Below are 26,298 nucleotides of genomic sequence, written 5' to 3'. Positions count from 1 at the left end.
TCGACTTCCATGCCGCAGGAGATCCCATGAAGCTGAGCAACGCCGTCCGCCGTACCTCCGCCGCCCTCGCCGTCGGCGCGATGTCCCTCGGACTGGTCACGGTCACCGGCGGGGCCGCGCAGGCCGCCGCCTCGTGCACCGGTGACGTGTCGATCTACGGCACGCTGTCGGACGGCCGGCTGACGTACACGCAGATCGAGCCGAACACCGGCGACCGCACCAAGACGCTCATCGGCCCGGCCCTCGGCTTCACACCGAAGGCCATGGCGACCCTCAACTTCAACACGGTCCTGGTCACCTCGACCACCGGCGACCTCTACCGCGTCGACGTGCAGACGAACAACACCTCGCTGACCGTGGCCGGCGTCGTGAAGATCTGGGACGGCGGCTGGACGTTCGACAAGATGGTGTACGACGGCGCAGGCCACCTCTACGGCACGGTCGAGGGCCAGCTCCACCAGTACGTCGTGTCCCAGGCCAAGCCTTCGGGTTCGGCGCACATCGGCCAGCACGTGGTGATCGACACCGGTTTCGTCCTCAAGACCCTCGCCGCGGCCGGCGACGACCGCATCATCGCCTCGACCTCGGGCGGCCAGCTGTACAGCTACAAGATCGACGGTGTGGGCGACTGGACGCGCGCCACGCTCAAGAGCGACGGCTGGTCCGCGGTCGACTCGCTCACCTCCCCCGGCGGTGGCCTGTACTACGGCCGTACCAACGGTGGCATGTACTGGTACCACGACGTCGACCCGACCGACGGTGACGGCTCCGACATCGCGTACCACTCCAGCGACCCGGTGGACGCCTCCGGCTGGACCCAGAGCCTGCTGTCGGCCTACGCGAACAACTGCGCCTACGTGCCCCCGGCGCCCTCCGCCACCACCGGCGAGAAGATAGCCAAGGTCGCCAACGCCCAGGTCGGCAAGGACTTCAACGACTTCGACTTCCACTACCCGGGTGCCTGGTGCGCCGAGTTCGTCCGTTACGTGTGGGCCAACGTGGGGGCCAAGACCAGCGGCGTGACCCCGGAGGCCGGCAGCCTCTACACCTACGGGCAGAACAACGGCACCCTGCACAGCACCCCGAAGGTCGGCGACGCCGTTGTCTACGGCTACAGCGGCGGCGGCAACGCCAACCACGTCAACCTGGTCGTCGCGGTCGACGGCGACTACGTCACCACGGTCGGCGGCAACGAGAGCGACATGGTGAAGAAGACCACCTACAACTGGAAGACCAACAACAACCCGCTGAACGCGGGCGACATCGCGGGCTTCACCTCCCCCGTCGACTGATCCCCTCTCTCCCCCGCTCCCGCCCCTGAGGGCCCCGCCGGTTACGGCGGGGCCCTCTCGTGTTCCGACCGTGCGGAGGACCGCCGGAATCCCGCGTCGACGGTGACCGTTTCGGGCGGGCGCCGTCACCTCCGACTTCGCCGCGGAGGCGAGCTGCTCGACGTACAGCCTCGCGGTCGCGGCCTGTGGCGGGGCGTACGGCGGCACGCACCGGCGGGCCTATGGCGGAACGCGCGGCGGAGCGCACAGCAGCCCTACGGCGTACAGGTCACCCTCGACGGCGTGGTCAACTCCGGCAACTCCCCGCAAAAAAGGGTGACGCCCCCTCGTGGAGGGGGCGTCACCCTTGTGCGGTGTCCTGGTTCTAGTACCAGTTGTTGGCCTGCCAGAAGGCCCACGCGTCGCACGGGGAGCCGTAGCGGCCGTCGATGTAGCTCAGGCCCCACTTGATCTGGGTGAGCGGGTTCTCTTTCCAGTCGTCGCCCGCGACGTCCATCTTGGAGGCGGGCAGGGACTGCGGGATGCCGTAGGCGCCCGAGGACGGGTTGGTCGCGTTCCAGCGCCAGTTGCTCTCGTGGTTCCAGAGCGTCTCCAAGCAGTTCCACTGCGCGGAGGTGGCCCAGGCGGAGTCCTTGTCGTTCATCAGCTGCCGGCCGGCGGCCTTGACCTCGGTGATGTTGTCGCGGTCGACCGTGTCCGCGGTGGTGGTGCAGGTATAGGTGCCCGGCTGCGCGGACAGCAGCTTCTGCGTCCAGCCGCTGGTGTTGACCGGGTCGTCGAGGTGGTACGAGATGTCGGCGCCGGAGCCGTCGGTCGGGTTGGCGTCCTTGTACCAGTACATGGCACCGGTGGCCAGACGGCCGTAGTAGAGGCCGCCGCCGGGCGAGACGAGCTGGTTGAAGCCGGACCAGCCGGAGGTCTTCAGGGCGTTGCTCTTCCAGGAACCCGCGCCGGCGATCGTGTAGTCGAGCAGCCTGCCGTCCTCGGTGGTGGCGCTGAGCCGGTCGTCGCCGGTGGCGGTGAGGGTCTTCAGCACGAACCCGGTGTCGATCTCGGTGCGCGCGCCGATGTGCTGGGAGCCGGCGGGCTTGTCCTCGGTCACGTTGTAGCGCAGCAGCAGACCGGCGGCGGTGGTGCCGTAGAGGTGGCCGTGACCGTCGTAGGTGAGCTTGTCGTGGGTCCAGCCGCTGTCGGCTATCTTCACCGGCGCGTTCAGCAGGGCGAGGTTGCTGCTGTTGGTCTTGACGTCGACGCGGTAGAGGGCGCCGGAGGTCGAGGTCACCAGAATGGTGTTGAAGTTGAGGGTCGCCATGGCCTTCGGCTCGAAGCCGAGATCCGGTCCGACGAGCACCTTGGCGAGGTTTCCGGTGGCCGGGTTGATGGTGCTGAACGTCAGTCTGCCGTCGTCGAGCACGCCGTAGATGTTCACGCCGCCCGAGCAGGTGGTGGCCGCCTCGGCCGTGGTGGCGGTCGCCGTGAGCAGCCCGGCGCTCAGTGCGCCGGCGGTCAGCAGGCCCGCGATTCCACGGCCGGTCTTCCGGATGTTCTTCACTTTTCGTTCCCCCTGGGGTGGTTACGGTCAGGCAAGCGGGCGTCGAACGGTGGGTCGCCGGCGTGACCCGAAGGCATGGCGAAGGCGCGGCCGATCACCTGTGGGCGGCCGCTGCGCAACGGGCGGCTCACTGCCGGCCGGCCTCCGCCGGGGCGAGCTGCCGGCCGGCGTCCGCCGGGGCGATCTGCCAGCCGGCGTCGGCGAGAACGGAGGAGGCCGGAACCGCGTCCGCCTCGGACGGGAACGCGAGAGCCGGGGCGGCGAGAGACGCCACGACGACGAGGGAGGCGACCGCGGCGGCCTGGGCGATTCGGGTGCGAGGCATGACTGTTTCCGTCCTTCCGGGGTGAGCTGCGGTGTCCGGTCTGCCGTCGCGCCCCGCGGTGACGCTCGGCCTGGCCGGTGCCCCATAGGTTCGTCGCGGCTCAGGCCCGTGAAAAGGGTTCACGGATGGACGGAAAGGGCCTTGGACTGATGAGTCCACCGGCCGCGCCGCACCGGAAGGGATGCTCGTCCCCCGCCCCATGACGAAGGCCCAGGTCATCGACCTGGGCCTGGTGCGTGCCCCTGGGGGCGCCGCGGTCCCCTACGGGGCGTTGATCAGGTCGTGCGGCGGCACGGTCACGGTACGGGCGCCCGGCGTACCGCCCAGGACGACCTTGCGCAACGCGACGTTGTTGTTCAGGTTGGTCTCCTGGAGCCGCTTCTCGGGGTTGGCGATCACCTGGATGTAGTACGTGCCGTTCGGCAGGCCGGTGATGTCGAAGGACTGGCCGGGACGGTACTGGGTGTACGTGTCGCCGGAGCCGACGTCGAGGACCTCACGGACGGAGATCGAGTTCTGCTCGCCGCAGGCGGTCGACAGATCGGTGTTGTTCGGGTGCCAGTTGGCGTTCTTCACCGTGTAGTCGATGGCGTCGGTGTTGGCCAGGCAGAACGCCTCCTTGCCGCTGCGCACCTGCTTGGTCTGGTCCGCGCTCAGCAGCCGGTAGCTCGCGAAGTCCGTGAAGTGCCAGTGCTCGTGGCCCTCCCGCGGGTCCCACTGCATGGTGCCGGTGGGCGTGTACCCGACCTGCTTGCCCTTCGCGTCGTAGAAGTACTGGTACGCGTCCATCAGGTCCTTGCCGGGGCTGCGGAAGCCGTCCACGACGAGCGGGGCGGGGCCCGCGTTCCAGACGTTCGCGCTGAAGGCGAGGTAGTCCTTGCCGGGTACGTCCCCGTCCTCGCCGTCGGTGATGGCGATGCCCCAGGCCGGCAGCGAACGCAGGTCCGGCTTCGGCACGTTCGCCGGGACGCCCGCACGGCCGGTGGGCCGCTTGGCGGCCGGCTTCAGCGCGGGCGCGATGCGCGAGCCGTCGGTGTGCCCGCGGCCGTCGCCCAGGTGGTGTGCCGTGCCGCGGTCCTCCAGCGCGTGGGAGAGCGCGGGCGGCGTGGGGTCGTCGGCGCCACGGGGACCGTAGTGGTGGGCGGAGTGCGCGGAGTGCCCGGAGTGCGCGCCACCGTGGTGGGCGGAGGACCGCGAGGAGGTCATCCCCTCTCCGCCCCCGTCACTCTGCTCCCGTACCGTCACCTTGATGGTCGGCTGGTCATTGGGGATGCCGAACAGGTCGCGGTACTTCTTGGCCACCGACACCTTGGCCGTGTACTCGCCCGTCGGCAGGTCCACCGGCGTGTCGTAGTCGACGGTGCTGGAGTTGGACGCCCATCCCTTCTCGACGCCCCACACCGAGCCCAGCGTGAACGGATTGGTGGCGCAGCTCTCCGGATAGTGCGAGGTCGCCGGGGCGTCCGGACGCAGGCGCCCGGAGGCGTTGTTGGGGCAGAAGGTCCCCTTGCTCTTCGACACCACCGCACCGGCCGCGTTCTTGACCGACACCTCGAGAAAGCCGGGCAGACCGGAGAAGTCCTTCACCAGTCCGGCGGGCAGTGCCTTCTTCTGCGTGCTCGTTCCGTTGCGGATGATCTGCTGGGCGACGACAGGGTCCTTGTACGACTTCCGCGTCACCTTGAACTCCAGCGGCGCGCCGTCGACCGTGACATACGTCCCGAGGTCCAGATAGACCCCGGGCTCCCCCTCCCAGCGCTCGAGCGTCACGGAGTTCGACGCGGCGATCAGCTTGAGCTTCGGCTTCGCGGCCGTGCTCGCCGCCCCGGCTCCGGGAGCGGCCCCGGCCCCGGCGACGGCGACGGTGAGCGCGGCTCCGGCGGCGAGCGCCACACGTCTCGGGCGGCTGCGGTGTTTCTGACTGGTCATCGGTTCCTCGTCTGCGAGTGCCATGGTCAAGTGGCATCGGACTGGACAGCCCACGACCGGCCGACGTTACGGACGCGCCCCCACGCGCCGAGGCCGGTTCTGTGAGCAATCTGTGAGACCGACAAACCTGTTGTCCGGGTTGCCTGTTGAGGAAGAAATTCGTTCCCGCACCGCTTGTGGGGGCGTCGTGCCCACAGGGGTCCCCTTGAGAGCGGACAAAGAGCGGACGAGCACATGCGAAACCCCCAGGTCGATGACCTGGGGGTGCGTTGTTTCCGGGATGTGGCCGGATCTGCGACGAATGCTCAGTGCTTGACCTTGGCGCAGGTGAGTGTCGTCTTCCCTGTCTTGACGACCCACTTGCTCCCGCTGAGACCGCCGATGTCGAACCTTCCCGACTTGTCCGTAGAGACAGTGCCCGAGGCGGACCCCGAGTAGGTCACCTTCTGGCCGCCGGTGAATCCCACACCCCAGAGGTGGTACTTGCCGTTCGACTCCCTTTCGACGTGGCACGTCGCGCGGGACGCGGCACCGGGTGCGGTGGTGGTCGACGCGTACGCGGCAGCCGCGGGGCCCAGCCCGAGCGCGGGGACGACCAGGAACGTGAGTGCTGCGAGACGACGTGTCCGGTTCATCGTTCTACCTTCCTTGGGCGCTACCGGTGCGGCCGGTGAGGCGTGACGACGCCGTCACCTGCGGCATCGGCCGCACAGGACACCGATACGGGAAAGCCTCGCGCCGTCACGCGGTGCGCACATCACCCCACATGGGCCGTACGTCCCGTTTTTCGCCGGGGCGTTTCCCGTGAGATGTGACGCGGCTGCTTTTATCGTATCGTCCGGTTTGTCCCCTGGCATCTCATGGACCGGATCGTCGTGTTCCGGCCACATCGGTCTTCTGTCAGCCTTCTGACCGGGTGTTGTCAGGATCGTGGGCTTCGATGGCGTCGGCTCTTCCCCCCACCATGAGGAGTGACATGGCTGTTCCGGGTCGGTCGACGCGTGATCCGCTGAACTCGCGATCAGCGCACGGGGAGTTGTCGTCCTCGCGCTGACCTGGGCCGCGCGTGATCAGCAGGTCCGTACGTGACCTGGGGATCATGTCACCGGGGACGCGGTCGGCGGACCGGGGGCAACCCTCGCTGGTCAGCCCCGGACGCCGTAGGCTGATTGCATGACGAGGTTGATCGTCGCAGCAGGGGGAGGGGGCGACGCGGTCGCGGCCGCAACGGTCGACGCCGCCCTCTACGGCGACGGGGACCGGGCGGTGATCCTCACGTACGCGTGGGACCGCCTGCCGATCGACCCGGTTCCGGGCCCGCGAGGCCCGGACCAGTTCACCGGCCTCGAAGCGATCACCCCGGCGGTCCGGGCGGTGCCGGCCGGCGCCCGCCCGATCGCACCGGCGGGCTCCACCCTCCCGCGCCTGGCGGCGCAGCTCCCGCACACCTTCGCGCTGATCGACCCGCACCACGGCGCCGAGGGCATCACCCGCCAACTCGAGGAGCTGGTGAGCCACTTCGCACCGGAGTCGATCGATCTCCTGGACGTGGGCGGCGACATCCTCGCCCGAGGCGACGAGCCGACACTGCGGAGCCCCCTCGCGGACGCCCTGACACTCGCCGCGTGCTGCCAGGTGAACGCACCCGTCCGACTCCTGGTCGCGGGCCCGGGACTGGACGGCGAACTTCCGCTCGACGACCTGCGTGGCCTCCTCGGCCCCCTGGTCCGCACGCTCACGGCAAAGGACGTCGAGCCGATCGGCTCGGTCCTGGAGTGGCACCCGTCCGACGCCGCCGGAATGCTCGCGGCCACGGCCCGCGGGGTACGGGGCGCCTGCGAAGTACGCGACGCCGGACCGCCGGTACCGCTCACGGACGAAGGCCCGACTCTCCATGAGGTCGACGTGGACGAGGCCGTCGGCCGCAACCGGCTGGCCCGCGCCATCATGGAGACCGAGAGCCTCGACGAGGTCGAGGCGCACAGCCGCGAAATCCGCGGCTGCTCGGAGATCGACCACGAGCGCGACCAGGCGGCACGGCTCGGCGAACGGCCGTCGGCGAAGCCGGCCCCCGAGGCGGTCCTGGCCGAGCTGGGCCGGTTCGAGGCCGCGGCCCGAAGCCGCGGAGCCACCCACACGACGTTCCGCCACATCACCGAGACCCTCGGCCTCGACGGCTCACAACGCGACGGCCTCCGTCACCTGCTGATCAACAGCCGCCCGGAACAGTACGAGGCACCGCTGTGGCGCATCACAGCCGAAGCCCGAACGACCGCGGCGTGACCTACGGACCGCTACCCCTGGGCGGGCAGGTCCGGGTGGGTGCCGAGGAAGATCAGGTAGGCGACCGCCGCCACTGACCCCAGCAGGGACAGCACCCCTCCCGCCACGGCTCGCGGCCTGCTCGCCCGGCCCTGCGTGGACGCCCGGTACTCGACGCGGGCCCGCACGAGACCGGCCAGTCCCGTCGGCAGCGCGAGAAAGCAGACGAGCGTCCAGAACGGGCAGCAGAACCAGCACGCCACGGACACCCCGCCGAACCAGACCGCGAGTTCCGCCGCGTCTCGCGTCCCGTCCGGTGAGCCCACAGAAGTCATGGCCTGATCCAAGCAGGGCACTCGCGAGGTCCACGACCTGGGGGCGAGGGCCGGTTCAGGACATCCAGGCCTGCACGATCGGCAGAACACGGGCGTTGCCGTTCTTGGACTTGGCGTCGGTGGAGTTGACCGAGTAGACGAGGGTGCGCCGGATGCGCCCGTGGTCGTCGAGGATCGCCCCGATGCCGGTCGCGTAGCCGTAGCGCTCCCCGGTCTTGCCGTACGTCACGGTGCCGTCGGGCAGCACCATACGGCTCATGCCCATGGTCTGGACGGCGCCCGGGATCCCCGCGGGAACCTCCAGCATGTGCCGGAACTGAGCCCTCGGCACGATCTTGCCGCCGAACAGGGCGGTGGTGAAGCGTTCCAGGTCGGCGGTGCTGGAGATGATGTTCCCGGCGGCCCACCCGGCCGAGGCGTTCCACTCCGTCACGTCGACGAGCCCGTCGGCGGTGGCCTGGTAGCCGTGGTTGTGGGCGCCGCGGATGCGGATGTCGTCGCCGGGGAAATACGTGTCGCGCAGGTGCAGCGGGTCGAGGATGCGGCGCTGCACCTGGTGCTCGTAGCTGGTACCGGTCACCTTCTCGATGAGCAGGCCGAGGACGGTGTAGTTGATGTTGAGGTAGTCCTGCTGCGTGCCCGGGGTGAACTCCAGTGGCTTGGAGAGGGCGGAGGCGACCAGCTGCCGCGGAGTGGTGCTGTCGAAGCGGTGCGCGTACTGGTCGGCGAAGGAGTCCCCGGCGCCGTCGGCGGGCTGGATGCCGCTGGTGTGGTTGAGGAGCTGGGCGACGGTGATCGGCGGCCGGTCCGCCGGGAACAGGCCCTTCAGGTAGTCCTGGACCGGCCGGTCCAGGCCGACCCGGTGCTCGGCCACCAGCTGGAGGACGACAGCGGCCGTGAAGACCTTGGTCACGCTGCCCGCGCGGAACCGCCCGTCGGCGATCGCCTCGCGGCCGGTCTCCGTGTCGTGGACGCCGCCGACGCCGCGCCAGGTGCCGTCCTGGCCGGCCACCCGGACGACGGCGGCTGTCGCGTCGTCGTCCGGAAGGCCGGCGAGGGCCTGCCGCAGGGCGGTGCTGTTCAGGGACCCGGCACCCTGGGTGGCGCGGGCGGAGGTGCCCGCCGCTGGTGATCCGGCGTCGGCGAAGGCTGACGCGGCGGGCCCGGTGACGACCGCGAAGGCCAGTGCGGCGCACAGGGCGATACGGGTGGAGGAGTTCATCTCTGCTGCTCCAGAAGGGGAGTTGGTTGCTGCGACGACTCCCATCCTGTGGTCCGGGGGCGCGCGGCGGATCGCCGGAAGGAGCGAACTCCGGCATCCCTCCTACGGGGGAGTCAGATGCTGACCAGCCCCGTCTCGTAGGCGCAGATGACCGCCTGGACGCGGTCCCGCAGGGCGAGCTTCGACAGCACGTTGCCGACATGCGTCTTGACGGTGTGCTCGCTGACCACCATCGCGGCCGCGATCTCGGCGTTGGACAGTCCGTGCGCCAGATGCAGCAAGGTCTCCCGCTCCCGGGCGGTCAGCACGTCCAGCCTGCCGGAGACGGGTGCGGTCCTGCGCCCGCGACGGGTGTAGTCGGCGATCAGCCGCCGGGCCACCGAGGGGGCGACCAGCGACTCGCCGGCCGCCACCACCCGCACGGCGTGCACCAGGTCGTCGCGGCGCACGTCCTTGAGCAGGAAACCGCTCGCCCCGGCGTGCAGCGCCTCGTACACGTACTCGTCGGCGTCGAAGGTGGTGAGCATGATGGCGCGCACCCCGGACGAGGAGCACATCTGGCGGCAGGCCTCGATCCCGTCCGTGCCCGGCATGCGGATGTCGAGCAGAGCGACGTCGGGGGAGGTCCGGCGGACGGCCGCCACGGCGGCCGCGCCGTCGCCCGCCTCGCCGACGACCTCGATGTCGGGCTGGGCGTCCAGGATCATCGCGAAGCCGCTGCGCACCAGTTCCTGGTCGTCGGCGATCACCACACTGATCGTCACTGTGCCACCCCCGGGGCAGATCCTACGAGAGGAAGCGCGACCTCGACCTCGAAGCCCCGGCCGCCCGGCCCCGGGCCGGTGCGGGCCGTGCCGCCGTGGGCCGCGGCGCGCTCGCGCACACCGATCAGGCCGTGTCCCGGGGTGCCGCCGCCCCCGGTCGCCGGTCCGCGGCCGTCGTCCGTCACGGTGATGGTCAGGGAGCGCGGGCCGTAGTCCAGACGGGCGGTGATCCGGCTGGGGGCGGCGTGCTTGACCGCGTTGGTCAGCGCCTCCTGGACCACCCGGAAGGCCGTGGTCTCGATGTCCGGCGGCAGCGGACGTACCTCGCCCGTGGTGGCGTACGCGACGGGGACACCGCTGTCCGACACGCGCCGCACCAGCGCGGCCAGTTCCGCGAGGACCGGCTGCGGCCGGCGCGGGCCGGAGCCGTCCTCACGCAGCACGCCGAGCATCCGGCGCAGCTGCGTCATGGCGTCCCTGCCGGTCCCGGCGATGGCGTCGAACGCGGCCTCCGCCCGCTCGGGCGCCGTACGCACCGACACGGGGCCGGCCTCGGCCTGGACGACCATCAGGGCCACCGAGTGCGACAGCACGTCGTGCATCTCCCGCGCGATGCGGGCCCGTTCGCGGGCGGCGGCCTGGTCGGCCTCGACCCGTGTGGCGCGCAACTGGCTGCGGCCGAGCGCGTAGGCGCCGCAGAAGCAGAAGAGCGAGAAGAGCAGCTCACGTACGTCCCCGGTGTTCATCCGCACGCCGATGAAGATCAGCGGGCCGGACACCGTGAGGACGGCCAGGCGCCGCCGCCGGGGGGAGAGGACGGCGATCGTGTACACGGCGATCAGGGCCGCGTACGGCAGGGGCTGGCCCGGCCCGTCCAGCGTCGCTATGTACAGCATCTGGACGCCGGAGATCGCGGTGAGCACCGCGACCGGAGCCCGGCGGCGCCACAGCAGGGGCAGCACACCCAGCGCGGTGAGCCCGTACGCCGGCCAGGTGGCCGCGGGCAGCTCGGGGCCGCGCGGGATGACGAACGGCATCGTCACCGCGATCTGTACCAGCAGCGTGATCCCCGCGTCCACGACCCAGGGGCTGGCGGTCTTCAGCCGCCGTAAGAGGTGTTCCATGGCCCGACACCCTGTCAGGCGCACCGGGCCACGTCCGTCGCCAGGGTGGTCACGGGTCAGGTGAGTTCCGCCGCCAGCAGCTCGGCGGTCCTCGCCACCAGCGGGCTGTCGCTGGGTCCGGCAGCCGCGTGTTTGGTCGTCAGGACGGTCATGACGATCGGTGACCGGTTTGGAGGCCATACGACACCCACGTCGTTGGCGACCCCGTAACTGTTCCCGCCGCCCGTCTTGTCCGCCAGGATCCAGTCCGCCGGAAGGCCGGCCCGGAAACGCGCGGTGTTGGTGGTGTTGGCGATCAGCCAGTTCGTCAGCCGGGTCCGGTCCTGGGGCGGGAGGACGTCACCGAGGATGAGGCGCGCGTACGTCTTTCCGATGGCGCGGGGGCTGGTGGTGTCGGTGTCACGCCACGGCTCCGCCGAGTTCAGGTCGGGTTCCCACCGGTCGAGCCGGGTCCTCCCGTCGCCGATCGAACGGCAGAAGCCGGTGATGGCCGTGGGGCCGCCGAGTTCGCGCAGGAGAAGGTTGCCCGCCGCGTTGTCACTGTCGCTGACGGCGGCGGCGCACAGTTCCGCGACGGTCATACCGGCCGCGAGGTTCTCGGCCCTGCCGGTGACCGGGCCGTAGCCGGAGTCCTTGACGTACTGCTCCGTGTACCGGATGCGCCGGGCGAGGAACTCGCCGTCGTGATCGAGGTCCCGCAGCACGGCCGCGGCCGCCAGGGTCTTGAAGACGGAGCAGACCGGGAACCGTTCGTCCGCGCGGTACAGCAGGGTTCTGCCCGTGGCCATGTCGCGGGCGAACACGCCCAGACGGGCGGAATGCTCCCGTTCGAGTTCCCTCAGCCGCCCGTACAACCGTTCGGACCGCGCCCCGGACGCCCCTCCACCGGGGGTCGCGGCGTAGGCCCTCCCGCCCCGGGACAGGGCGGCGGCGAGCATCGTCCCCGCGCCGAGGGTCAGTACCGCGCGACGGCCGGGTCCCGGCGCGGTCCACGTCGTGTCGCCAGCCGTGTCGCCAGCCATGTCGTCGGTCATGTCGTCGGTCATGGCCTCAGGAGAACAGGCGTCCGTCGCCTCCGTCCAACATCAGAATCCGGAAGCGTCGGCCATGAGCTGCCGCGCCTGCGCCTCCGACGCGCCGGGCGGCACCACCAGCAGGTCCCACCGGCCGCGGCCCGGCGCGAGCAGGCAGGCGGTGGGCGGGGCCTGCGGCAAGTCCGTCCGGCGCACACGTACGACGTGGTCGGCGACGAGCATCCGGCCGGGCGGCGCGGACCACTCCCCGCCGTTCACGACGACGCTACTGATCTGGCCCCAGACCTGCGGCAATCCGCCGAGCAGCACGGGGAGTTCGGACATCAGGTCGTACGAGCGGGGCCACCAGGCGCCGTCGATGCGCCGGGCCTGCCGGCCATGCGGAGGCTGCACCGCGAGCCGCACGCGGACAGCGGTCGGGCAGGTGCCGGGCACAGCGGTCGGGGAGGGGCCGGGCGACGGCGGGGCCAGTGTCATCAGAACTCCTGAGCCGTGGTGAGGTGGAGAACAGTGCGGCCAGGGTCAGGGGCTGCGACCTGGATCAGGTGCGGGGACGGTCAGGAGGCGGTCTCGCCCTGGTGCGTCCGGTCGGCGGGCGGCCTGCTGCTGTCGAGCCAGGAGCGGAGCGGCCCCGCGGCCCGCGAGGCGTCGAGCGTGAGATGCAGCCGCGCACCCGTCCCCGTGACGCCCGCGGGATAACTCCGCTGCTCGCCCCCGGAGAAGAGCAGCCGGAGCGCGTCCGCGACGCGCCGGGCCGCTGCGGGGTCCTCGGAGACGAGCCGGACCTCCACCCTGCCCTGCTTGTCCGGCTGCCCGTCCACACCCTGGGGACGGTCCACAGCGTGGGGACGGTCTTCGGTCCGGGAACGGTCTTCGGCCTCGGGACGGTCGTGGGCTTCGGGGCGGTCGTCGGCCTCGGCACGGTCCGGGCGGTACGTGGCTTCGGATGTCATAGGGCGGAACCTGCCCCGGACCGGAGCGGCCCGTGTCTGCTGCGCGACTGAGGACGAGACCGGCGCGGAAGCCGGCATACGACATGCCCTCGGTAGCCCTCACCGTACTCCTGCGCCCGTAACAGCCGTTCCGGCGCGATCGACCGACTCAACGCCCAGCACGCCGAAAGGATCGCCGTGCGCACCTACAGCAGCCTCCTGCCCGACCGCCGGGACGGTCACGGCACGGCCCCAGCGGCCGCACGGCAGGACCAGCCCGGGACGGCGGGCGCCGGCGAGCGGCACGACCATCGCGACGGAGGCCGCGGCCGCTTCCCGGCGCGCCGTCGCCGGAGCCGCACCACGCACAACGAACGCTGAGCGGACGAGGTCAGGCCGTGGAGGATTCCTCCTTCCAGGCCTGCGCAAAATCTGCCATGGCGAGAGTAGACATTGGATCTCGATGGCGTTAGGGTTTCTGCTGTAGCCAGACATCGAGTGGGCGGGGCAGACACGAACTGCCCCGCGTGCAGGTCCAGCAGAACGCGGCCCCGGCGGCCGCGCACAGAACGCCAGATTGCCCCGGAAGATAGGAGCGAACGCCATCAGGATCGCCCGGGTGAGGCAGTGTCCACCCGGGTACCGCAGGCCCCAGAACGGAAGGTGGTCCCCGGTCACGCATTCGCGATCCCCGCATCCCCGCCCCTTCGGGCGTCGTTGCGGAAACAGAAGGCCGGCGCTGTGACAGGCCGGTAGATGGTGTTGAACCCTTCGGGGCCCGGGTGCCAAAGCGTACCCGGGCCCCTCGATGCGTCCCCGAAACGAAGGTGCTATGCCCGCTGAGAACTCTCCCGTCGTCGACAGCCTCGACGACGACGACTACCCCGCCTACACCATGGGGCGGGCCGCCGCCATCCTCGGCACCACCCCCGCCTTCCTCCGCGCCCTCGGCGATGCCAGGCTCATCACTCCGCTGCGTTCGGAAGGCGGCCACCGCCGCTACTCCCGCTACCAGCTGCGCATCGCCGCCCGCGCCCGCGAACTCGTCGACCAGGGCACCCCGGTCGAGGCCGCCTGCCGCATCATCATCCTCGAGGACCAGCTCGAAGACGCCCTGCGCCTGAACGAGGAAATGCGCCGAAGCAGCGACCAGCCCACCGCGGACGAAAGCTCCTGAACGACACGGCACGAGCGGCGATCGCACCCACCCGCGCCTGGGATGGCGTGCGCCCGCCGGGGCCAGATATCTAGTGCGGCTACTGAAGAAATGCATGCGGTGCGCCGTGAGATTCCAGGCACCGGGCGGATCGGAGCACCCAGACACCCCACAGACACCCGGAGCCGCCACCTCGACCTGTGCTACCGTGATAACAGTTGCAGTTTTGGTTACCAGAGACTTTGAGTGCTCTCCGACCTTCGTCGACGGGCACTCTTTTTGTTTCCGGATCTTTCCGGAAGCTTTCCGGGCGTAATCATCGCGGCGACTCCGGGTCTGCAAGGTGCGGACTCCGGGCACTGCCCCTAAGGGAGATTCAATATGGCATCTGGCACCGTGAAGTGGTTCAACGCGGAAAAGGGTTTTGGCTTCATCGAGCAGGACGGTGGCGGCGCTGACGTGTTCGCCCACTACTCGAACATCGCCACCTCCGGCTTCCGCGAGCTTCAGGAGGGCCAGAAGGTGAACTTCGACGTCACGCAGGGCCAGAAGGGCCCGCAGGCCGAGAACATCGTTCCCGCCTGACGCTGACGCGTACTACATGGCCGGGGCCCGCACTCTTGGGGTGCGAGCCCCGGCTCATTGCTTTTTCCGCGCGCCGTCGACTCACCCCGAGTGAGTCCGGGCCGGCTGCGCGGGCAGTGAGCGAACGACAAGCTCGACTGCTCGTCCGACGGCCGGACCGCACCACATCCCCGGCCGGACGGAATCCCGCCCCGCCCCTCGCGCCCGAACAACCGCCCGCCGCTCTTTGATCAACGCGCAGCGCGGCGCTCCTGTCATGGCGAACCGGACCACCACTCCCGGCCCGGATCAGTTTCGCTTTTTTACTTCGGCTCAGTCTTGCGAATCCTCATGCGGCCTTTCGCCGCTGGACGGAATTCCTCGATACGTGCCGCATCGAGGAAGGTTCCGCATGAACCGCACAGCTCGCACGAACAATGGCTCCGGCCGCTCCCGTACGGACGCGGGCTCCGGCGGCTCCGCCCGGGGCAACCGCTTCCGCTCGCAGGGAACGGGTGGCCGCCAAGGCGCCCCCTCCCGCTCGGCCAAGTCCGGACGGAACGGCCGCGGAGGCCGTCCCGCCGCGACCGGCGGGGAATTCGCACTGCCGGTCACCCTCACCCCGGCCCTGCCGGCGGTCGAGGCGTTCGCCGCTCTCGACATGCCCGAGCGCCTGCTGACCGCGCTCGGCGCCGAAGGCGTGACCGAGCCGTTCCCGATCCAGGCCGCGACGCTGCCGAACTCGCTGGCCGGCCGGGACGTCCTGGGCCGCGGGCGCACGGGCTCGGGCAAGACCCTCGCCTTCGGGCTCGCCCTGCTCGCCCGCCTGGACGGACAGCGGGCCGAGCCCCGGCAGCCGCTGGGACTCGTCCTCGTACCCACCCGCGAACTGGCCCAGCAGGTCACCGACGCGCTCACCCCCTACGCCCGCGCGCTGCGCCTGCGGCTCACCACGGTGGTCGGCGGGCTGTCGATCGGCCGCCAGGCGAGCGCCCTGCGCGGTGGGGCCGAGGTCGTCGTCGCGACACCCGGACGGCTCAAGGACCTCATCGACCGGGACGACTGCCGGCTGGACCGCGTCGCCATCACCGTCCTGGACGAAGCCGACCAGATGGCCGACATGGGCTTCATGCCGCAGGTGACCGCCCTGCTCGACCAGGTGCGCCCCGACGGCCAGCGGATGCTGTTCTCGGCCACCCTGGACCGCAACGTCGACCTCCTGGTCCGCCGCTACCTGCACGACCCCGTGGTCCACTCGGTCGACCCGTCCGCGGGCGCCGTCACCACGATGGAGCACCACCTGCTGCACGTGCACGACACCGACAAGCACGCCACCACCACGGAGATCGCCGCCCGCGACGGACGAGTGATCATGTTCCTGGACACCAAGCACGCGGTGGACCGGCTGACCAAGAACCTGCTGTCCGTCGGTGTCCGCGCCTCGGCCCTGCACGGCGGCAAGTCCCAGTCGCAGCGCACCCGGACCCTCGCCCAGTTCAAGGACGGCCACGTCACGGTCCTGGTGGCCACCAACGTCGCCGCCCGCGGCATCCACGTCGACAACCTCGACCTCGTCGTCAACGTCGACCCGCCGAGCGACCACAAGGACTACCTGCACCGCGGCGGCCGTACCGCCCGCGCCGGCGAGTCCGGCACCGTCGTCACCCTGGTCCTGCCCCACCAGCGCCGCGAGATGACCCGCCTGATGGCCGACGCCGGCATCACCCCGCAGACCACCCAGGTCCGCTCGGGCGAGGCCGAGCTGAGCCGCATCACCGGGGCCCAGGCGCCCTCGGGCGTGCCCGTCACCCTGACGCCCCCGCCCGCCGAACGCCCCGAGCGCTCGGGATCCTCCAGCCGTGGACGCCGTGGCCGCCCCGCCCAGGCCCGCCGCCGCTCCTCCGCCCCCTCTTCCTCCTCCGCCAAGGGGCGAAGCAGCCGCTGAACGACGTCACGCCCGGACCCGCCACGGGAGGTTCCGGATGCCCACCGCCACGCCGCTGGCGGTAGGCTCCTGATCCATGTCGCACCCTGATGATCTGCTCGTCGACATCGCCGCCCTGGTCGAGTCGGAGCAAAGCAGTCAGATGTCCCTCACCGTGGTGGTCCCCGGAGCCGTCATCACCGGACGGCTGGCCCCCGAGACCATGTGGAAAGAGCGCGTGGCGGAAGTGCTGCGGGACTCCGAGAAGCTCGGGTTCTTCTCCGCCGTGTTCACCGCGTCCGGCAGAGGCGGTGAACCGCCGCGGAGCGGTGCCCGGCCCACGCACCTCCACTTCCACGTCGCACGGATCCTCCAGGGGAGCTTCGGCATCCCCGACACCGGCGGCATGTACCGCGTCGCCCTGGCGGACGTGAGCGCCTGGACCATCGGGGACATCGGCTACTCGGACCAGTGAGCCCGCGCCGCCGGACCGGTGGCGGACAGAAGGAAACGAAGCGCGGCCCTGCCCCGGTGGGGCAGGGCCGCGCTCGTCACATCAGCGGCCGTCGAGCGGCGGCAGGCGCAGCAGGTCGGTGATCGTGCGCAGGACGCCGTTCTCCGTGTGGGACGGGGCCATGTGGCGGGCCCGGCGCAGGACGTCCGGATGGGCGTTGGCCATGGCGAAGGACCACTCGGCGGTGTCGAGCATCCCGAGGTCGTTGAGGTAGTCGCCGAACACCATCGTCTGGGCGGGTGTGATGCCCAGGTCCTGCTGGAGGCGGCGGATCGCCGCGCCCTTGTCGGCCGTGAGGTTCATGATGTCGACCCAGTGCTCACCGGAGACGACGACCTGGTGGGTCGCCGCGAACGGCTTCAGGGCGGGCGCGGTCGTACGCTCCGCCGGCCCGAAGTCGAAGACCGCCACCTTGATGATCTCGTCCTCGACGGCGGTCACGTCCGGGACGGTACGGAGCAGGGCGTAGTACTTGCGCGCCTCGGCGAGGAACGCCGCATCGGTCCGCTCGACGTACGCCGACTTCTTCCCGCAGACCACGGCACCCACGTCCGCGCCGTCCGCCACGAGCTGCCGCGTCGCCCCCACGACCCGGGCGGCGACGGCGCTGTCCAGCGGATCGGAACTGAGCTCCACGCCGTCGCGCACGACGTACGTGCCGTTCTCCGCGATGAACACCATGCCCTGACCCGCGTCCGCGAACTGCCGTGCCAGCGTGGCGTACTGGCGGCCGCTCGCGGGGCTGAACAGCACGCCACGGCTGCGCAGTTCGGCCAGTACGGACCACAGGGCGGCGGGGAGCCGGCCGGCGCCGTCCAGCAGCGTGCCGTCCATGTCGGTGACTATGAGCCTGATGTCGGGCGCGCCCGGGTGGGGGTGCGGTGCGGCGGGGGCGGAGGGAGAAGTGGACATGTTCCGTTCCTGTGCGGGGCCTGCGGGAGCGCTGGGTGCGGTCGGCTGTTCGTAGGCGTCGACGTAGTGCACCTGGCGGCGGCCCCCACGGCGGGACCGTACGAGGCCGGCGGGCTTCCCCGCGTCTGAGCGGCTCAGTCTAGTGAGCTGGTTTTGAGTTCTGCCGTCGCCACTTGAGTCGTGTTCCGTTTCGGATCGGGGCTTGGTCGGTGACGGGGCTGGTGGTTTGCGGTCTGCTGTGGGGATGGGCGACAGCAGGCTTGCGCCGCTGGTGTTATCCGATGCCGAGCGGCGGATGTTGCAGGGATGGGCCCGGCGCCGGACGACTGCTCAGGGCCTGGCGTTACGGGCACGGATTGTGCTGGCCTGCGCGGACGGCGGCAGTAACACCGCGGTTGGCCGCGCGGATGGGCGTCAACCGGGGCACGGTGACCAAGTGGCGGGCGAGATTCCTGCGCGACCGGTTGGACGGGCTGGCCGACGAGCCGCGCCCGGGGGTGCCGCGCACCATCACCGATGCCCAGGTGGAGGAGGTGGTGGTGCGCGCGCTGGAGGAAACCCCCAAGGGCGCGACGCACTGGTCGAAGCGGGAGCTGGCCAGGGCCGTGGGGATCTCCCCGGCGAGCGTGCTGCGGATCTGGCACGCCTTCGGCTTGCAGCCATGGCGGACCGAGACCTTCAAGATCTCTCCGGACCCGCTTCTGATCGACAAGATCCGTGATGTCGTCGGCCTCTACCTCGCCCCGCCGGCCAACGCTGCGGTGTTCGCGGTGGACGAGAAGCCGCAGATCCAGGCTCTGGAACGGACGGCACCGGTGCTGCCGATGCTGCCCGGAGTGCCCGAGCGGCGCAGCTTCGACTACGTCCGGCATGGCACGGTCGATCTGTTCGCCGCCCTGAACACCGCGACGGGCAGGGTGATCACGAAGCTGTCCGCGCAGCACCGGGCCGTGGACTTCCGGGACTTCCTCGACGAGATCGACCGCCAGACCGAGCCCGGCCTGGCGGTCCACGTGATCTGCGACAACCTCTCCGCCCACAAGGCACCGGTGGTGCACAAGTGGCTGCTCGCGCATCCCCGGTTCCGCCTGCATTTCACCCCCACGTACTCGTCGTGGATCAATCAGGTCGAGCGGTGGTTCGCCGAATTAGAGCGGCGCTGCCTGGAGCGCGGAGTGTTCTGCTCGCTGGACAGCCTCAAGGCCGCGCTTGAGGAATGGATCAAGGTCTGGAACGAGGAGGCCCGGCCGTTCAAGTGGACCAAGACCGCCGACCAGATCCTCGACCGGATCTGCCGTTACTGCTCACGCATCTCCGAACCAGCTCACTAGGTGGCCGGGCACGGCATCAGTGCTCCGTGATCTCCGGGCGGATGGGCGTCGGCCGCCCATGGGTGCCCATGGTGCGGCGGGCCGCGCCCCGCCTTCGGGAGCGGGCTGCCTCTTCGGTGCCGCCAAGGCTCCCGTCGCCCTGCTCGGACCGGCGGCGCACCCCCGACAGCAGGCGCCGCATCCCGGCCACGTGTCCGCCCGTCGCGATGACGAGCCACCGGTAGAGGGCGCCCGCCGGGCCGGGAAACGCGGCCCGGCTCTCGGCACGCACCCGCGTCCGGCCGGGACCGGCCGCTTCGAGACGGAAGATCAGGGCGTACGACGAGAAACGGTGCCGTCCCATCAGTACCAGCTCCCGCCCCGGAGCGGCGGCGGCCACCCGGAACCCGGGAAGCGTCGAGCCCTCCGCGAGCGGCCGCGGCCCGCCCGCCGTACGGTCGGCGCATCCGACGAGCCGCGCGTAGCCGGCCGCGCCGGGACCCGAGAAGGACCGGTCCAAAGTGGCGCCAAGACCCCGCCAGACGTCCTCGGCCTCCGCCGCCACGACCATCGTGTGCTCATCGACGTACGGCAGTGCGGTGACGCGCATCAAAGCCTCCGTGAAAGCCTTCGGCCCGGCCGGTGTGCCTCCAGTCTCCCTCCCCGACCGGCCCCAGCCACCGGCCGGGACCGCCGCGGTGCCCGGTTTTGAGCTCCGGTTGACCAACCAGGCAGAACATTGACCAGGCGCGGGGAAATCGCTTGCCCATGCGGTCGTAAGTTCGGCGGCATGCCGTCTCGCCCCCCACAACTGCCGGTTCTCCCCTATCGCAAACCCACCCGGGGGCGCGACTACTGGATCATCGACGACGTCCTGCCGGACGTGGACGCTGTGCGGGCCCGTTGTCTCGCCAAGGACGAATGGACCGAAGGCCATCCCTACAAGCCCGAGAGCTGGCCGGGCCTGCGGACGATGCCCGGCCTCGAACCGGGCGAACTCGCCCGCGTGGAGCGGCTGGTGAAGAAGGCGACCGGCGCTCGGAGACTCTGGCAGGAAGCGGCCCCCGGCGGCGGCACCCTCAACCACAACTGCGTTCAGGTCGTCGGCAGGGACGAGGGCGAGGTACGCCCGCACACGGATTCGCGGGCGCTGTGCCGATATGCCGCGGTGCTGTATCTCAGCCCGAACGTCCCCAAGGACTGCGGCACGAGCTTCTACCGGCAGAGCCTGCCGGGGGGTGTCCTCGGCGGGAACATGGTGACGGCGCCGCACACCAATCTGGTCGAAGCGCTGGGCACGCGGTACGTCTCGCCCGACGCCTTCGTCGAGGACGTACGCGTGCCGCAGCGCTACAACCGGCTGCTGCTCTACACGGCCAACATGATGCACAGCGCCACCGGTTACTGGGGCGTCGACCTGGAGGAGAAGCGCATGACGGCCGTCTTCTTCTGGATGGCCTGAGCCTCACGGCTCCCGTGCCGGATGCCGGCCGGGCCCCGGACGCGGGACGCCGGGCCCCGGACGCCGGTCAGGACGGTGTGAGCGGAAGATCGTCCGTGTACGCGTTGACCGGCGGGGAGATCCTGGTCGTCCGCCGGACGTCCAGGGCCGCCTCGGCGGACCTCGTGCCCAGCGCTCCCCGGGGGTGCCAGGTGCCGGTGACGGACACCCAGGTGTTGGCCGGCAGCGCGGCGGTGCCGTACATGCGGACCTTGACGGACTGCGAGTCCGCGGCGCAGCAGGTGAAGATGATCCGGGTCAGGTACCAGCCGCCGCCCTGTCTGCCGGGCGTGACGAACCCGGTCATACGGACGTCCCGCCCCTTGATGCTCCGCTCGCGGTCCTGCCGCACCCGGGCGGTGAAGTCCGTGAGGGTCATCGGCAGGGGCGAGGTCGCGGGCAGCGGGTCGAAGCGCTTCTGCTCCTGCACCACCGCGCTCTGGTCGCCCGCGCGCGACGCGGTGTACGCGCCGAGGGCGGGCGGCGCGAAGAAGAGCAGGCTCAGCGCGGGCAGGAACAGCAGCCAGGCGATGCGGGGCGCGGCGGAGTGGTCGTGCCCGTGGCCCCCGTACTCGTGCCCGTGGCCCTCGTGCTCGCGCTCGAGGCCCTCGTGTGCCTGGTCGCGGGCGTGTCGGCCGTCGGCGCGTCTGCCGTCGAACGCCGCTGCCGCCAGGCCCAGGACGAGGAGCAGCGCGCCGGAGGCGATCAGCAGGGGGCGTACGCCCTCCTTGACGTAGCGCAGGCAGAGGTCGCTGAAGAGCGAGGCGTGCAGCAGACCGAGGCCGCTGAGGACCAGCAGCAGCACCTGTGCGGGGCGCTTCACAGCAGACCACCCCCGACCAGCGCGCCGCCGACCAGCACGCTGCACCCGACCGCCACGACGGTGGTGGCGGCGCTGAAGCGGACGGCGAAGGCCCGTCCGAAGGTGCCCGCCTGAAGGGCGATCAGCTTCAGGTCGACCATCGGGCCGACCACCATGAACGTGAGCCGCGCGGTGGGCGAGAACCCGGTGAGCGAGGCGGCGACGAACGCGTCGGCCTCGGAGCAGACCGCGAGGACGACGGCCAGCCCGGCCAGGAAGAGCACGGAGAGCCAGGGCGAGCCGGAGAACGTGTCCAGGACCGAGCGCGGCACCGCGACGTTGAAGGTGGCCGCGGCCATGGCTCCCAGGACGAGGAAGCCGCCCGCGTGCAGGAAGTCGTGCTGGAAACCGAGGCGGAACTCGGTCCGGCGACTGTGCCCCGGCCGGTGTCCGGTGTGCCGGACGGCGGCGCGCAGCCACTCCTCGCGCCCCAGCCAGAGCCACAGCCAGCCCATCACCGCGGCGGTGACGAGCGAGGCGAGCAGCCGGGCCAGCACCATCGCCGGGCTGCCGGGAAACGCGACGGCCGTGGCGGTCAGGACCACGGGATTGACCGCGGGGGCGGAGAGGAGGAACGCGAAGGCGGCGGCCGGGGTGACGCCCCGGCCGATCAGGCTGTTCGCGACCGGCACCGACGCGCACTCGCAGCCCGGCAGGACGACACCCGCGGCACTGGCGACGGGGACGGCGAGCACGGGTCGCTTGGGCAGCACCCTGGTGAACACCTGCGCCGGTACGAACGCGTTGATCGCACCGGACAGCACCGTGCCGAGCAGCAGGAAGGGCAGCGCCTGGATGGTGATGGCGAGGCAGACGGTGCGCCAGGCCCCGACGGCCGGGGCGTCGAGCCACCGTGGGCCGATGCCGGTGAGGGCGGCGGCCACGGCGAGTGCGGCCAGCGAGAGGCCGATCGCCGTGAACCGGGCGGTGCGCGGACGGCGGGTCGCGGGCCGCCCCGGTGCTCCGCCGGGCGCCGGCACGGTCACGGCCGACACTTCCACCACCTCGGCCATTTCATCCGTTTTCTGCATGCTCGCTCCGATTGTCGGATGTTCGGATCGAACATACGGGGACCGGTACGCCACCCCCGGCACCGCCACGCGCACGCGCCGCAGGAGCCCCCTGTCGGCCCGGGTACGGGTGCGGGGGGGCGCGGGGCGGGGCGTCAGCCGTCGGTGCCGTCGCCGGGGACGGCGTCCGCGGCGGAGGTGTGCCAGTTCGTGACGATCGGCCTGTCGACGATGATGGCGCCGGTCTTCAGGGAGACGGGGTTCGGGTCGTCGTTGCTGGCACTGACGATGATGCTGGTCAGTTCCTTGCCGTAGTCGTTGTTCGTGGTCTTCGGGTTCACACCGGCGTACGCGACCGTGGATCCGCTCAGCGTCACCGGATCGCCGGCCACCTGCTCGGCGTTGCTCGCCTCGGTGCCGTCGGAGCCGAACGCCACGACCGGCAGATCGCCGGAGAGGACGCAGGTGATGCCCGCCTTGGCTTTCGCCATGACCAGGATGTAACCGCCGGCCTGCGACTCCGAACGGGAGCTCCAGGTGAGGTCGTTGGTCCCGCAACTCTGCCCGTAGCCGCTCTTGTCGCCGCTGCCGCCGGAGGACGAGGACGAAGAGGACGACGACGAAGAGGACGAAGAGGACTTGGAGTCGTCGGAGTCGGCGGAGCCCGACGACGAACCGCCGTTCCCCGTCCCCTTGTTCCCCGTGCTGCCGGTACCGCCGGTACCGCCGGTCGCCGTGCCGTTCGTGTCGGTGCCCTTCGCCGGGGCGCCGGTGGAGGAGCCCGCCGAGGAGGCCCCGGAGGCGTCGTCGGAGCCGTTGCAGGCGGTGAGCGACAGGGCGGCCACGAGTGCGGCGGCGGCCAGGGTGACGGTGCGGATGCGGTGCTTGCGCATGGGTGTTCTTCCCCGTTCACAGGTCTGTTCCACGAGATCCGGCCGACCCGGATCCGCTGACAGGTCACAGCTTGCGGAGCCCGCCGCAACCCGCGCAACGATCTTCGGAGGACACGGGACGCTCGAACGGAAAAAATGCGTTTGACCTGCGGGAACACCCCTTCCCTGGAATGCCGTTCCGGGACGCCGGCCGGCCTCCGGGACGGGGGAAGCGTGTCAGGGAAGCGCGTCGGGAAAGCGCGTCAGGGATGCGGCGGTGGCGGGATCGTCCCCAGGCCGGGCGCCGGGGCCGGCCAGACCAGAAGCACCGGGCACGGGGCATGGTCGACGACGAACCGGCTCGCCGGGCCGAGGCTGTGCGGGCCGAGCCGGGCACGGTCACCGTCACGGGCCACGATCAGCAGCTCCGCGCCCTCGGCGGCGGCCACGACCTCCCGCTCGACGCGCCCGTACCGCTCCATCCGCCCGCACGGGCGCCCGAGCCGTTCCTCGGCCGCGTCCAGGAGCCGGGCGGCCGAGGCGGCGCCGAGGTCCTCGAGCCGGGTGCCGGGGTCGCGCTCGGGGTGGCCGCGGCCGAGCAGTCCGGCGAAGGCGCCGTGCGCGATGCCGGGTACGTCGCCGCCGCCGACGTACAGCAGATCGAGGCCGGCCGGTTCGGGCGCGTACCGCCGGGCCGCGTCCACGCAGGCGGGCCAGGTTCCCTCGACGATCCAGGCGATCACGCTCATGGGCGACGGCCTCCGAAGTGTCCCGGTACCAACAGCGCACTCCACGGTGCCGTTCCGCCGGGCGCGGGGCAACCAGTGGCGGGCATGTGGCCCGCATGTGGCGGGCCGACGGGCCTCGTGCTGCGTACCGCGTACCGCGTGCCGCGTGCCGCTCCATGTGACCCAGGACACTTCCCGCGGCACGGATTTTGCCTGCTCCAAAGATTCTTCACCCGCGTCCCGGCCGTACCTCCGGACGTCGGACCGCTCCGTGCGGATCCACCACGCAGTCAGACACGGCATCCCGCTCCCGAGCGGGTGGCCCCTACCAGGAGGTGCCATGGGCATTTCACGGAACGCGGCGGGAACCCTCTTCGTCGGTGGCGCCCTGATGCTGACACTGTCGGCGCTCGCCTACCCCAGCATGCTCGGGATTCAGAACACGTCCAGCTCCCCGTCGCGCGTGATCGCCAACACCGAGTCCGGGCCGCTGACCGAGGCCGACCGCGACTTCGTGGTCAAGGTGCGCGCGGCGGGGCTGTGGGAGTTCCCCGCCGGTGAACTGGCCGTGAAGAAGGGCACCATCGCGTCCGTCCGCACCGCCGGGCAGCACCTCATCAACGGGCACGTCAATCTGGACAAGAGCTGCCTGAAGATCGCCCAGCAGCTGAACATCACCCTGCCCAATCAGGCGTCTCCGCAGCAACAGGGCTTTGTGGCGACGCTGACCTCGGACAGCGGCAAGCAGTTCGACTCCGACCTCGCCAACATCCTTCGGGTGACCCACGGCCAGATCTTCCCGGCCATCGCGAACATCCGGGCCACCACCAAGAACACGCTGGTCCGCCAGCTGGCCGACCAGGCCAACGACACGGTCCTCGACCACATCACGGTCATGGAGCAGACCGGCCTGGTCGACTTCGACTCGGTCCTCTTCCAGGAGACGACCCCGCCGAAGGACGCCAAGAGCAACCACACCCCGCCCGCTCCCCAGCCGGGAGAACCGACGGTCGTCCTCTCCCCGCCCGCGGGCTTCACGCCCCCGCCCGCCACGACCCCGTCTCCGACGGTGGGGTGACCAGCACCGCGTTCCCCGGGCACAGAGCCGGCACATGACGGCGAAGCGGCCCGGCACCGGACATGAAGAACGGGCCCGGCGCTCTCATACACAGGGGAAGAGCGCCGGGCCCTGCATGGGGACGGGGTCGGTCAGGAGCGGGACTTCGCCGTACGGCGGCGGCCGGCCACGACGATTCCCGCGCCTACCGCCAGGAGGGCCGCGGCACCGGCCGCGAGCGGCAGGGTGTTGCCGCCACCCGTCTCGGCGAGGTCACCGGGCGGGGTGGACGAGCCGCCGTTCGGGGTGGCCGCCGGCGGGGTGCTGGACTTCTCGTCGGACGGGGGCGTCGTCGAGGGCTTGGGAGTCGACGCCTTCGGCGGGGTCGAGGCGGACGGCGTGGACGCCGGGGGCGTCGTGGCCGGCGGCTTCGACTCCGGGGTGCTCGGCGGCTGGGCGGTGCAGTCCTTCGCGCCGCCGTTCCACGCCGCGATCAGCTTGTCCTTGATGACCGGACGGTCCGGACCCTTGGGCACGTCACCGTGCTCGAAGCCGTCCTTGGCATCCAGCTCGCCGTCGAACTTGACCTTGCCCCGGTACAGGTCTATCTGCGCGAAGCAGCCCGCGTCCGGCACCGAGATGTCCAGCGAGTCGGTCTCGCCCCGCTTCACCGTCACCGAGTCGAAGTCGTGGAAGACCTGGACGCCGGAGGTCGCGAAGGTCGCGCCGTGGGCCCGGTACGCGGCCAGCGAGGCCGTGCAGCTCGTCGCGTCCTCGGCCGCCCGCACCTTGATGTGGACCTTGCCGTCCTCGGTCGGCTTCAGGTTCTGGTCGTCGACCCGCACCGAGTCGGTGAAGACGGTGCCGTCCAGGGAGAACTGGCAGCGGTCGGTCTCGGTCACCGTGCCGGGGCCCTGCCCGGACGTGTAGCCGCGGTGGGAGTTGTCCCAGCCGTCGCCGCCGGGCGTATCCGTGGCCCAGGCCGAGCCGCACGCGACGGCGGTGAGGGTGAGCGCCGCGGCGCCTGTCCCCAGCAGGCGGCTTACGGTGACCCGTCTCGCAATGGACATGCAGACCCCATCTTCATGTGCCGGGTCCCGGTCGACGGCGGCGGGCA

At 70.9% G+C, this 26,298-nt stretch carries 26 protein-coding genes and 3 pseudogenes; 10 read left to right on the top strand and 19 right to left on the bottom strand.

The genetic code is table 11. The annotated features are described in order from the left end of the window. Window positions 1–26: 26 nt before the first annotated feature. Window positions 27–1,292 carry a CHAP domain-containing protein gene (locus SAVERM_RS23040; protein ID WP_042493444.1) on the top strand — a complete coding sequence of 422 codons (1,266 nt, stop codon included), beginning with the start codon at window positions 27–29 and terminating at the stop codon, window positions 1,290–1,292. A 364-nt stretch (window positions 1,293–1,656) separates the two neighbouring features. Here SAVERM_RS23040 and SAVERM_RS23035 read toward each other — a convergent pair whose 3' ends face one another. The 4 genes from SAVERM_RS23035 to SAVERM_RS23020 form a co-directional block, all read right to left on the bottom strand. Then, window positions 1,657–2,844, bottom strand: coding sequence for an aggregation-promoting factor C-terminal-like domain-containing protein (locus tag SAVERM_RS23035; protein ID WP_010985885.1), 1,188 nt, complete (start codon window positions 2,842–2,844; stop codon window positions 1,657–1,659). A 127-nt stretch (window positions 2,845–2,971) separates the two neighbouring features. Beyond that, entirely contained in the window at window positions 2,972–3,169 is a 198-nt protein-coding gene (locus SAVERM_RS42780; RefSeq protein WP_037649079.1) for a hypothetical protein, read from the bottom strand. A gap of 261 nt (window positions 3,170–3,430) precedes the next feature. After that, the gene (locus tag SAVERM_RS23025) at window positions 3,431–5,098 is read right to left on the bottom strand and encodes a lysyl oxidase family protein (protein ID WP_237528878.1); all 1,668 of its coding nucleotides are present in this window, start codon (window positions 5,096–5,098) and stop codon (window positions 3,431–3,433) included. Between the two features lie 305 nt (window positions 5,099–5,403). Then, on the bottom strand, window positions 5,404–5,733 hold the full coding sequence (locus tag SAVERM_RS23020) for a hypothetical protein (protein ID WP_010985883.1): 330 nt from the start codon (window positions 5,731–5,733) through the stop codon (window positions 5,404–5,406). Window positions 5,734–6,271: 538 nt separating this feature from the next. Between SAVERM_RS23020 and SAVERM_RS23015 the strand changes: the two genes are divergently transcribed. Further along, window positions 6,272–7,381, top strand: a complete 1,110-nt coding sequence (locus tag SAVERM_RS23015) for a DUF1152 domain-containing protein (RefSeq protein WP_010985882.1) — start codon at window positions 6,272–6,274, stop codon at window positions 7,379–7,381. Window positions 7,382–7,392: 11 nt separating this feature from the next. Here SAVERM_RS23015 and SAVERM_RS23010 read toward each other — a convergent pair whose 3' ends face one another. The 7 genes from SAVERM_RS23010 to SAVERM_RS22980 form a co-directional block, all read right to left on the bottom strand. After that, window positions 7,393–7,695, bottom strand: a complete 303-nt coding sequence (locus tag SAVERM_RS23010) for a hypothetical protein (protein ID WP_037649170.1) — start codon at window positions 7,693–7,695, stop codon at window positions 7,393–7,395. A gap of 55 nt (window positions 7,696–7,750) precedes the next feature. Then, window positions 7,751–8,917 (bottom strand): serine hydrolase domain-containing protein, encoded by a 1,167-nt coding sequence (locus SAVERM_RS23005; RefSeq protein ID WP_010985880.1) that lies wholly within the window; start codon window positions 8,915–8,917, stop codon window positions 7,751–7,753. 113 nt (window positions 8,918–9,030) lie between these two features. Further along, window positions 9,031–9,681, bottom strand: a complete 651-nt coding sequence (locus tag SAVERM_RS23000; protein ID WP_010985879.1) for a response regulator — start codon at window positions 9,679–9,681, stop codon at window positions 9,031–9,033. Continuing rightward, window positions 9,678–10,805: a sensor histidine kinase gene (locus SAVERM_RS22995; RefSeq protein ID WP_037649076.1), complete on the bottom strand. Its 1,128-nt coding sequence runs from the start codon at window positions 10,803–10,805 to the stop codon at window positions 9,678–9,680. Before SAVERM_RS22995 ends, SAVERM_RS23000 begins: the two co-directional genes overlap by 4 nt. 56 nt (window positions 10,806–10,861) lie before the next feature. Continuing rightward, window positions 10,862–11,827: a class A beta-lactamase gene (gene bla, locus SAVERM_RS22990; protein WP_010985877.1), complete on the bottom strand. Its 966-nt coding sequence runs from the start codon at window positions 11,825–11,827 to the stop codon at window positions 10,862–10,864. A gap of 63 nt (window positions 11,828–11,890) precedes the next feature. Continuing rightward, a complete protein-coding gene (locus SAVERM_RS22985; protein WP_010985876.1) occupies window positions 11,891–12,316 on the bottom strand; it encodes a DUF5994 family protein in 426 nt (141 codons plus the stop codon). 80 nt (window positions 12,317–12,396) lie between these two features. Beyond that, window positions 12,397–12,792, bottom strand: a complete 396-nt coding sequence (locus SAVERM_RS22980) for a hypothetical protein (protein ID WP_306292864.1) — start codon at window positions 12,790–12,792, stop codon at window positions 12,397–12,399. A gap of 177 nt (window positions 12,793–12,969) precedes the next feature. Between SAVERM_RS22980 and SAVERM_RS22975 the strand changes: the two genes are divergently transcribed. The 5 genes from SAVERM_RS22975 (at window position 12,970) to SAVERM_RS22955 (ending at window position 16,890) form a co-directional block, all read left to right on the top strand. Then, window positions 12,970–13,152, top strand: coding sequence for a hypothetical protein (locus SAVERM_RS22975; protein WP_010985874.1), 183 nt, complete (start codon window positions 12,970–12,972; stop codon window positions 13,150–13,152). 451 nt (window positions 13,153–13,603) lie between these two features. Next, window positions 13,604–13,948: a helix-turn-helix domain-containing protein gene (locus SAVERM_RS22970; protein ID WP_010985873.1), complete on the top strand. Its 345-nt coding sequence runs from the start codon at window positions 13,604–13,606 to the stop codon at window positions 13,946–13,948. A gap of 360 nt (window positions 13,949–14,308) precedes the next feature. Then, a complete protein-coding gene (locus SAVERM_RS22965) occupies window positions 14,309–14,512 on the top strand; it encodes a cold-shock protein (protein WP_010985872.1) in 204 nt (67 codons plus the stop codon). A gap of 391 nt (window positions 14,513–14,903) precedes the next feature. Continuing rightward, a complete protein-coding gene (locus SAVERM_RS22960; protein WP_010985871.1) occupies window positions 14,904–16,436 on the top strand; it encodes a DEAD/DEAH box helicase in 1,533 nt (510 codons plus the stop codon). Between the two features lie 76 nt (window positions 16,437–16,512). Beyond that, window positions 16,513–16,890, top strand: coding sequence for a hypothetical protein (locus SAVERM_RS22955; protein WP_010985870.1), 378 nt, complete (start codon window positions 16,513–16,515; stop codon window positions 16,888–16,890). Between the two features lie 81 nt (window positions 16,891–16,971). Here the strand turns inward: SAVERM_RS22955 and SAVERM_RS22950 are convergent, their stop codons facing one another. Then, on the bottom strand, window positions 16,972–17,841 hold the full coding sequence (locus SAVERM_RS22950; RefSeq protein ID WP_037649074.1) for a Cof-type HAD-IIB family hydrolase: 870 nt from the start codon (window positions 17,839–17,841) through the stop codon (window positions 16,972–16,974). 244 nt (window positions 17,842–18,085) lie between these two features. On the opposite strand from SAVERM_RS22950, the pseudogene SAVERM_RS22945 reads away from it, so the two are divergent. Further along, window positions 18,086–19,172, top strand: a pseudogene (locus SAVERM_RS22945) (IS630 family transposase). A gap of 16 nt (window positions 19,173–19,188) precedes the next feature. On the opposite strand, the gene SAVERM_RS22940 reads toward SAVERM_RS22945, so the two are convergent. Continuing rightward, window positions 19,189–19,761 (bottom strand): hypothetical protein, encoded by a 573-nt coding sequence (locus tag SAVERM_RS22940; protein ID WP_063774017.1) that lies wholly within the window; start codon window positions 19,759–19,761, stop codon window positions 19,189–19,191. Window positions 19,762–19,941: 180 nt separating this feature from the next. Here SAVERM_RS22940 and SAVERM_RS22935 point away from each other — a divergent pair, with 180 nt between their 5' ends. Continuing rightward, a complete protein-coding gene (locus SAVERM_RS22935; RefSeq protein WP_037647800.1) occupies window positions 19,942–20,613 on the top strand; it encodes a DUF6445 family protein in 672 nt (223 codons plus the stop codon). Between the two features lie 67 nt (window positions 20,614–20,680). Here SAVERM_RS22935 and SAVERM_RS22930 read toward each other — a convergent pair whose 3' ends face one another. The 5 genes and pseudogenes from SAVERM_RS22930 to SAVERM_RS22915 form a co-directional block, all read right to left on the bottom strand. Further along, window positions 20,681–21,475, bottom strand: coding sequence for a TIGR03943 family putative permease subunit (locus SAVERM_RS22930; protein WP_037647797.1), 795 nt, complete (start codon window positions 21,473–21,475; stop codon window positions 20,681–20,683). Further along, on the bottom strand, window positions 21,472–22,545 hold the full coding sequence (locus tag SAVERM_RS22925; RefSeq protein ID WP_037647794.1) for a permease: 1,074 nt from the start codon (window positions 22,543–22,545) through the stop codon (window positions 21,472–21,474). Before SAVERM_RS22925 ends, SAVERM_RS22930 begins: the two co-directional genes overlap by 4 nt. A gap of 134 nt (window positions 22,546–22,679) precedes the next feature. Further along, window positions 22,680–23,069 (bottom strand): annotated as a pseudogene (locus SAVERM_RS45965) (DUF4232 domain-containing protein); the annotation flags it as partial. 48 nt (window positions 23,070–23,117) lie between these two features. Then, window positions 23,118–23,186 (bottom strand): annotated as a pseudogene (locus SAVERM_RS45960) (FmdB family zinc ribbon protein); the annotation flags it as partial. 473 nt (window positions 23,187–23,659) lie between these two features. Continuing rightward, window positions 23,660–24,145, bottom strand: coding sequence for a universal stress protein (locus SAVERM_RS22915; RefSeq protein ID WP_037647788.1), 486 nt, complete (start codon window positions 24,143–24,145; stop codon window positions 23,660–23,662). A gap of 319 nt (window positions 24,146–24,464) precedes the next feature. Here SAVERM_RS22915 and SAVERM_RS22910 point away from each other — a divergent pair, with 319 nt between their 5' ends. Beyond that, window positions 24,465–25,202, top strand: a complete 738-nt coding sequence (locus tag SAVERM_RS22910; protein WP_010985861.1) for a DUF4142 domain-containing protein — start codon at window positions 24,465–24,467, stop codon at window positions 25,200–25,202. A 131-nt stretch (window positions 25,203–25,333) separates the two neighbouring features. Here SAVERM_RS22910 and SAVERM_RS22905 read toward each other — a convergent pair whose 3' ends face one another. Continuing rightward, window positions 25,334–26,251, bottom strand: a complete 918-nt coding sequence (locus tag SAVERM_RS22905; RefSeq protein WP_037647785.1) for an LAETG motif-containing sortase-dependent surface protein — start codon at window positions 26,249–26,251, stop codon at window positions 25,334–25,336. Window positions 26,252–26,298: the final 47 nt, after the last annotated feature.

The organism is Streptomyces avermitilis MA-4680 = NBRC 14893, from assembly GCF_000009765.2.
In the GTDB taxonomy this organism is placed as follows: Bacteria; Actinomycetota; Actinomycetes; order Streptomycetales; family Streptomycetaceae; genus Streptomyces; species Streptomyces avermitilis.
Note: the sequence above shows the minus strand (reverse complement) of the source record. Positions and strands in the feature narration are given on the sequence as shown.

Bases quoted from the DNA above. Each gene is read 5' to 3' on its own strand.
- SAVERM_RS42780 (WP_037649079.1), bottom strand. From the start codon at position 3,169: ATGCCTCGCACCCGAATCGCCCAGGCCGCCGCGGTCGCCTCCCTCGTC.
- SAVERM_RS22925 (WP_037647794.1), bottom strand. From the start codon at position 22,545: ATGCAGAAAACGGATGAAATGGCCGAGGTGGTGGAAGTGTCGGCCGTG.
- SAVERM_RS22950 (WP_037649074.1), bottom strand. From the start codon at position 17,841: ATGTCCACTTCTCCCTCCGCCCCCGCCGCACCGCACCCCCACCCGGGC.
- SAVERM_RS22910 (WP_010985861.1), top strand. From the start codon at position 24,465: ATGGGCATTTCACGGAACGCGGCGGGAACCCTCTTCGTCGGTGGCGCC.
- SAVERM_RS23020 (WP_010985883.1), bottom strand. From the start codon at position 5,733: ATGAACCGGACACGTCGTCTCGCAGCACTCACGTTCCTGGTCGTCCCC.
- SAVERM_RS23025 (WP_237528878.1), bottom strand. From the start codon at position 5,098: ATGACCAGTCAGAAACACCGCAGCCGCCCGAGACGTGTGGCGCTCGCC.
- SAVERM_RS23005 (WP_010985880.1), bottom strand. From the start codon at position 8,917: ATGAACTCCTCCACCCGTATCGCCCTGTGCGCCGCACTGGCCTTCGCG.
- SAVERM_RS22960 (WP_010985871.1), top strand. From the start codon at position 14,904: ATGAACCGCACAGCTCGCACGAACAATGGCTCCGGCCGCTCCCGTACG.
- SAVERM_RS22955 (WP_010985870.1), top strand. From the start codon at position 16,513: ATGTCGCACCCTGATGATCTGCTCGTCGACATCGCCGCCCTGGTCGAG.
- SAVERM_RS23040 (WP_042493444.1), top strand. From the start codon at position 27: ATGAAGCTGAGCAACGCCGTCCGCCGTACCTCCGCCGCCCTCGCCGTC.
- SAVERM_RS22980 (WP_306292864.1), bottom strand. From the start codon at position 12,792: ATGACATCCGAAGCCACGTACCGCCCGGACCGTGCCGAGGCCGACGAC.
- SAVERM_RS22940 (WP_063774017.1), bottom strand. From the start codon at position 19,761: ATGCGCGTCACCGCACTGCCGTACGTCGATGAGCACACGATGGTCGTG.
- SAVERM_RS22915 (WP_037647788.1), bottom strand. From the start codon at position 24,145: ATGAGCGTGATCGCCTGGATCGTCGAGGGAACCTGGCCCGCCTGCGTG.
- bla (WP_010985877.1), bottom strand. From the start codon at position 11,827: ATGGCTGGCGACACGGCTGGCGACACGACGTGGACCGCGCCGGGACCC.
- SAVERM_RS22965 (WP_010985872.1), top strand. From the start codon at position 14,309: ATGGCATCTGGCACCGTGAAGTGGTTCAACGCGGAAAAGGGTTTTGGC.
- SAVERM_RS23010 (WP_037649170.1), bottom strand. From the start codon at position 7,695: ATGACTTCTGTGGGCTCACCGGACGGGACGCGAGACGCGGCGGAACTC.
- SAVERM_RS22935 (WP_037647800.1), top strand. From the start codon at position 19,942: ATGCCGTCTCGCCCCCCACAACTGCCGGTTCTCCCCTATCGCAAACCC.
- SAVERM_RS22970 (WP_010985873.1), top strand. From the start codon at position 13,604: ATGCCCGCTGAGAACTCTCCCGTCGTCGACAGCCTCGACGACGACGAC.
- SAVERM_RS23015 (WP_010985882.1), top strand. From the start codon at position 6,272: ATGACGAGGTTGATCGTCGCAGCAGGGGGAGGGGGCGACGCGGTCGCG.
- SAVERM_RS22995 (WP_037649076.1), bottom strand. From the start codon at position 10,805: ATGGAACACCTCTTACGGCGGCTGAAGACCGCCAGCCCCTGGGTCGTG.
- SAVERM_RS22985 (WP_010985876.1), bottom strand. From the start codon at position 12,316: ATGACACTGGCCCCGCCGTCGCCCGGCCCCTCCCCGACCGCTGTGCCC.
- SAVERM_RS22905 (WP_037647785.1), bottom strand. From the start codon at position 26,251: ATGTCCATTGCGAGACGGGTCACCGTAAGCCGCCTGCTGGGGACAGGC.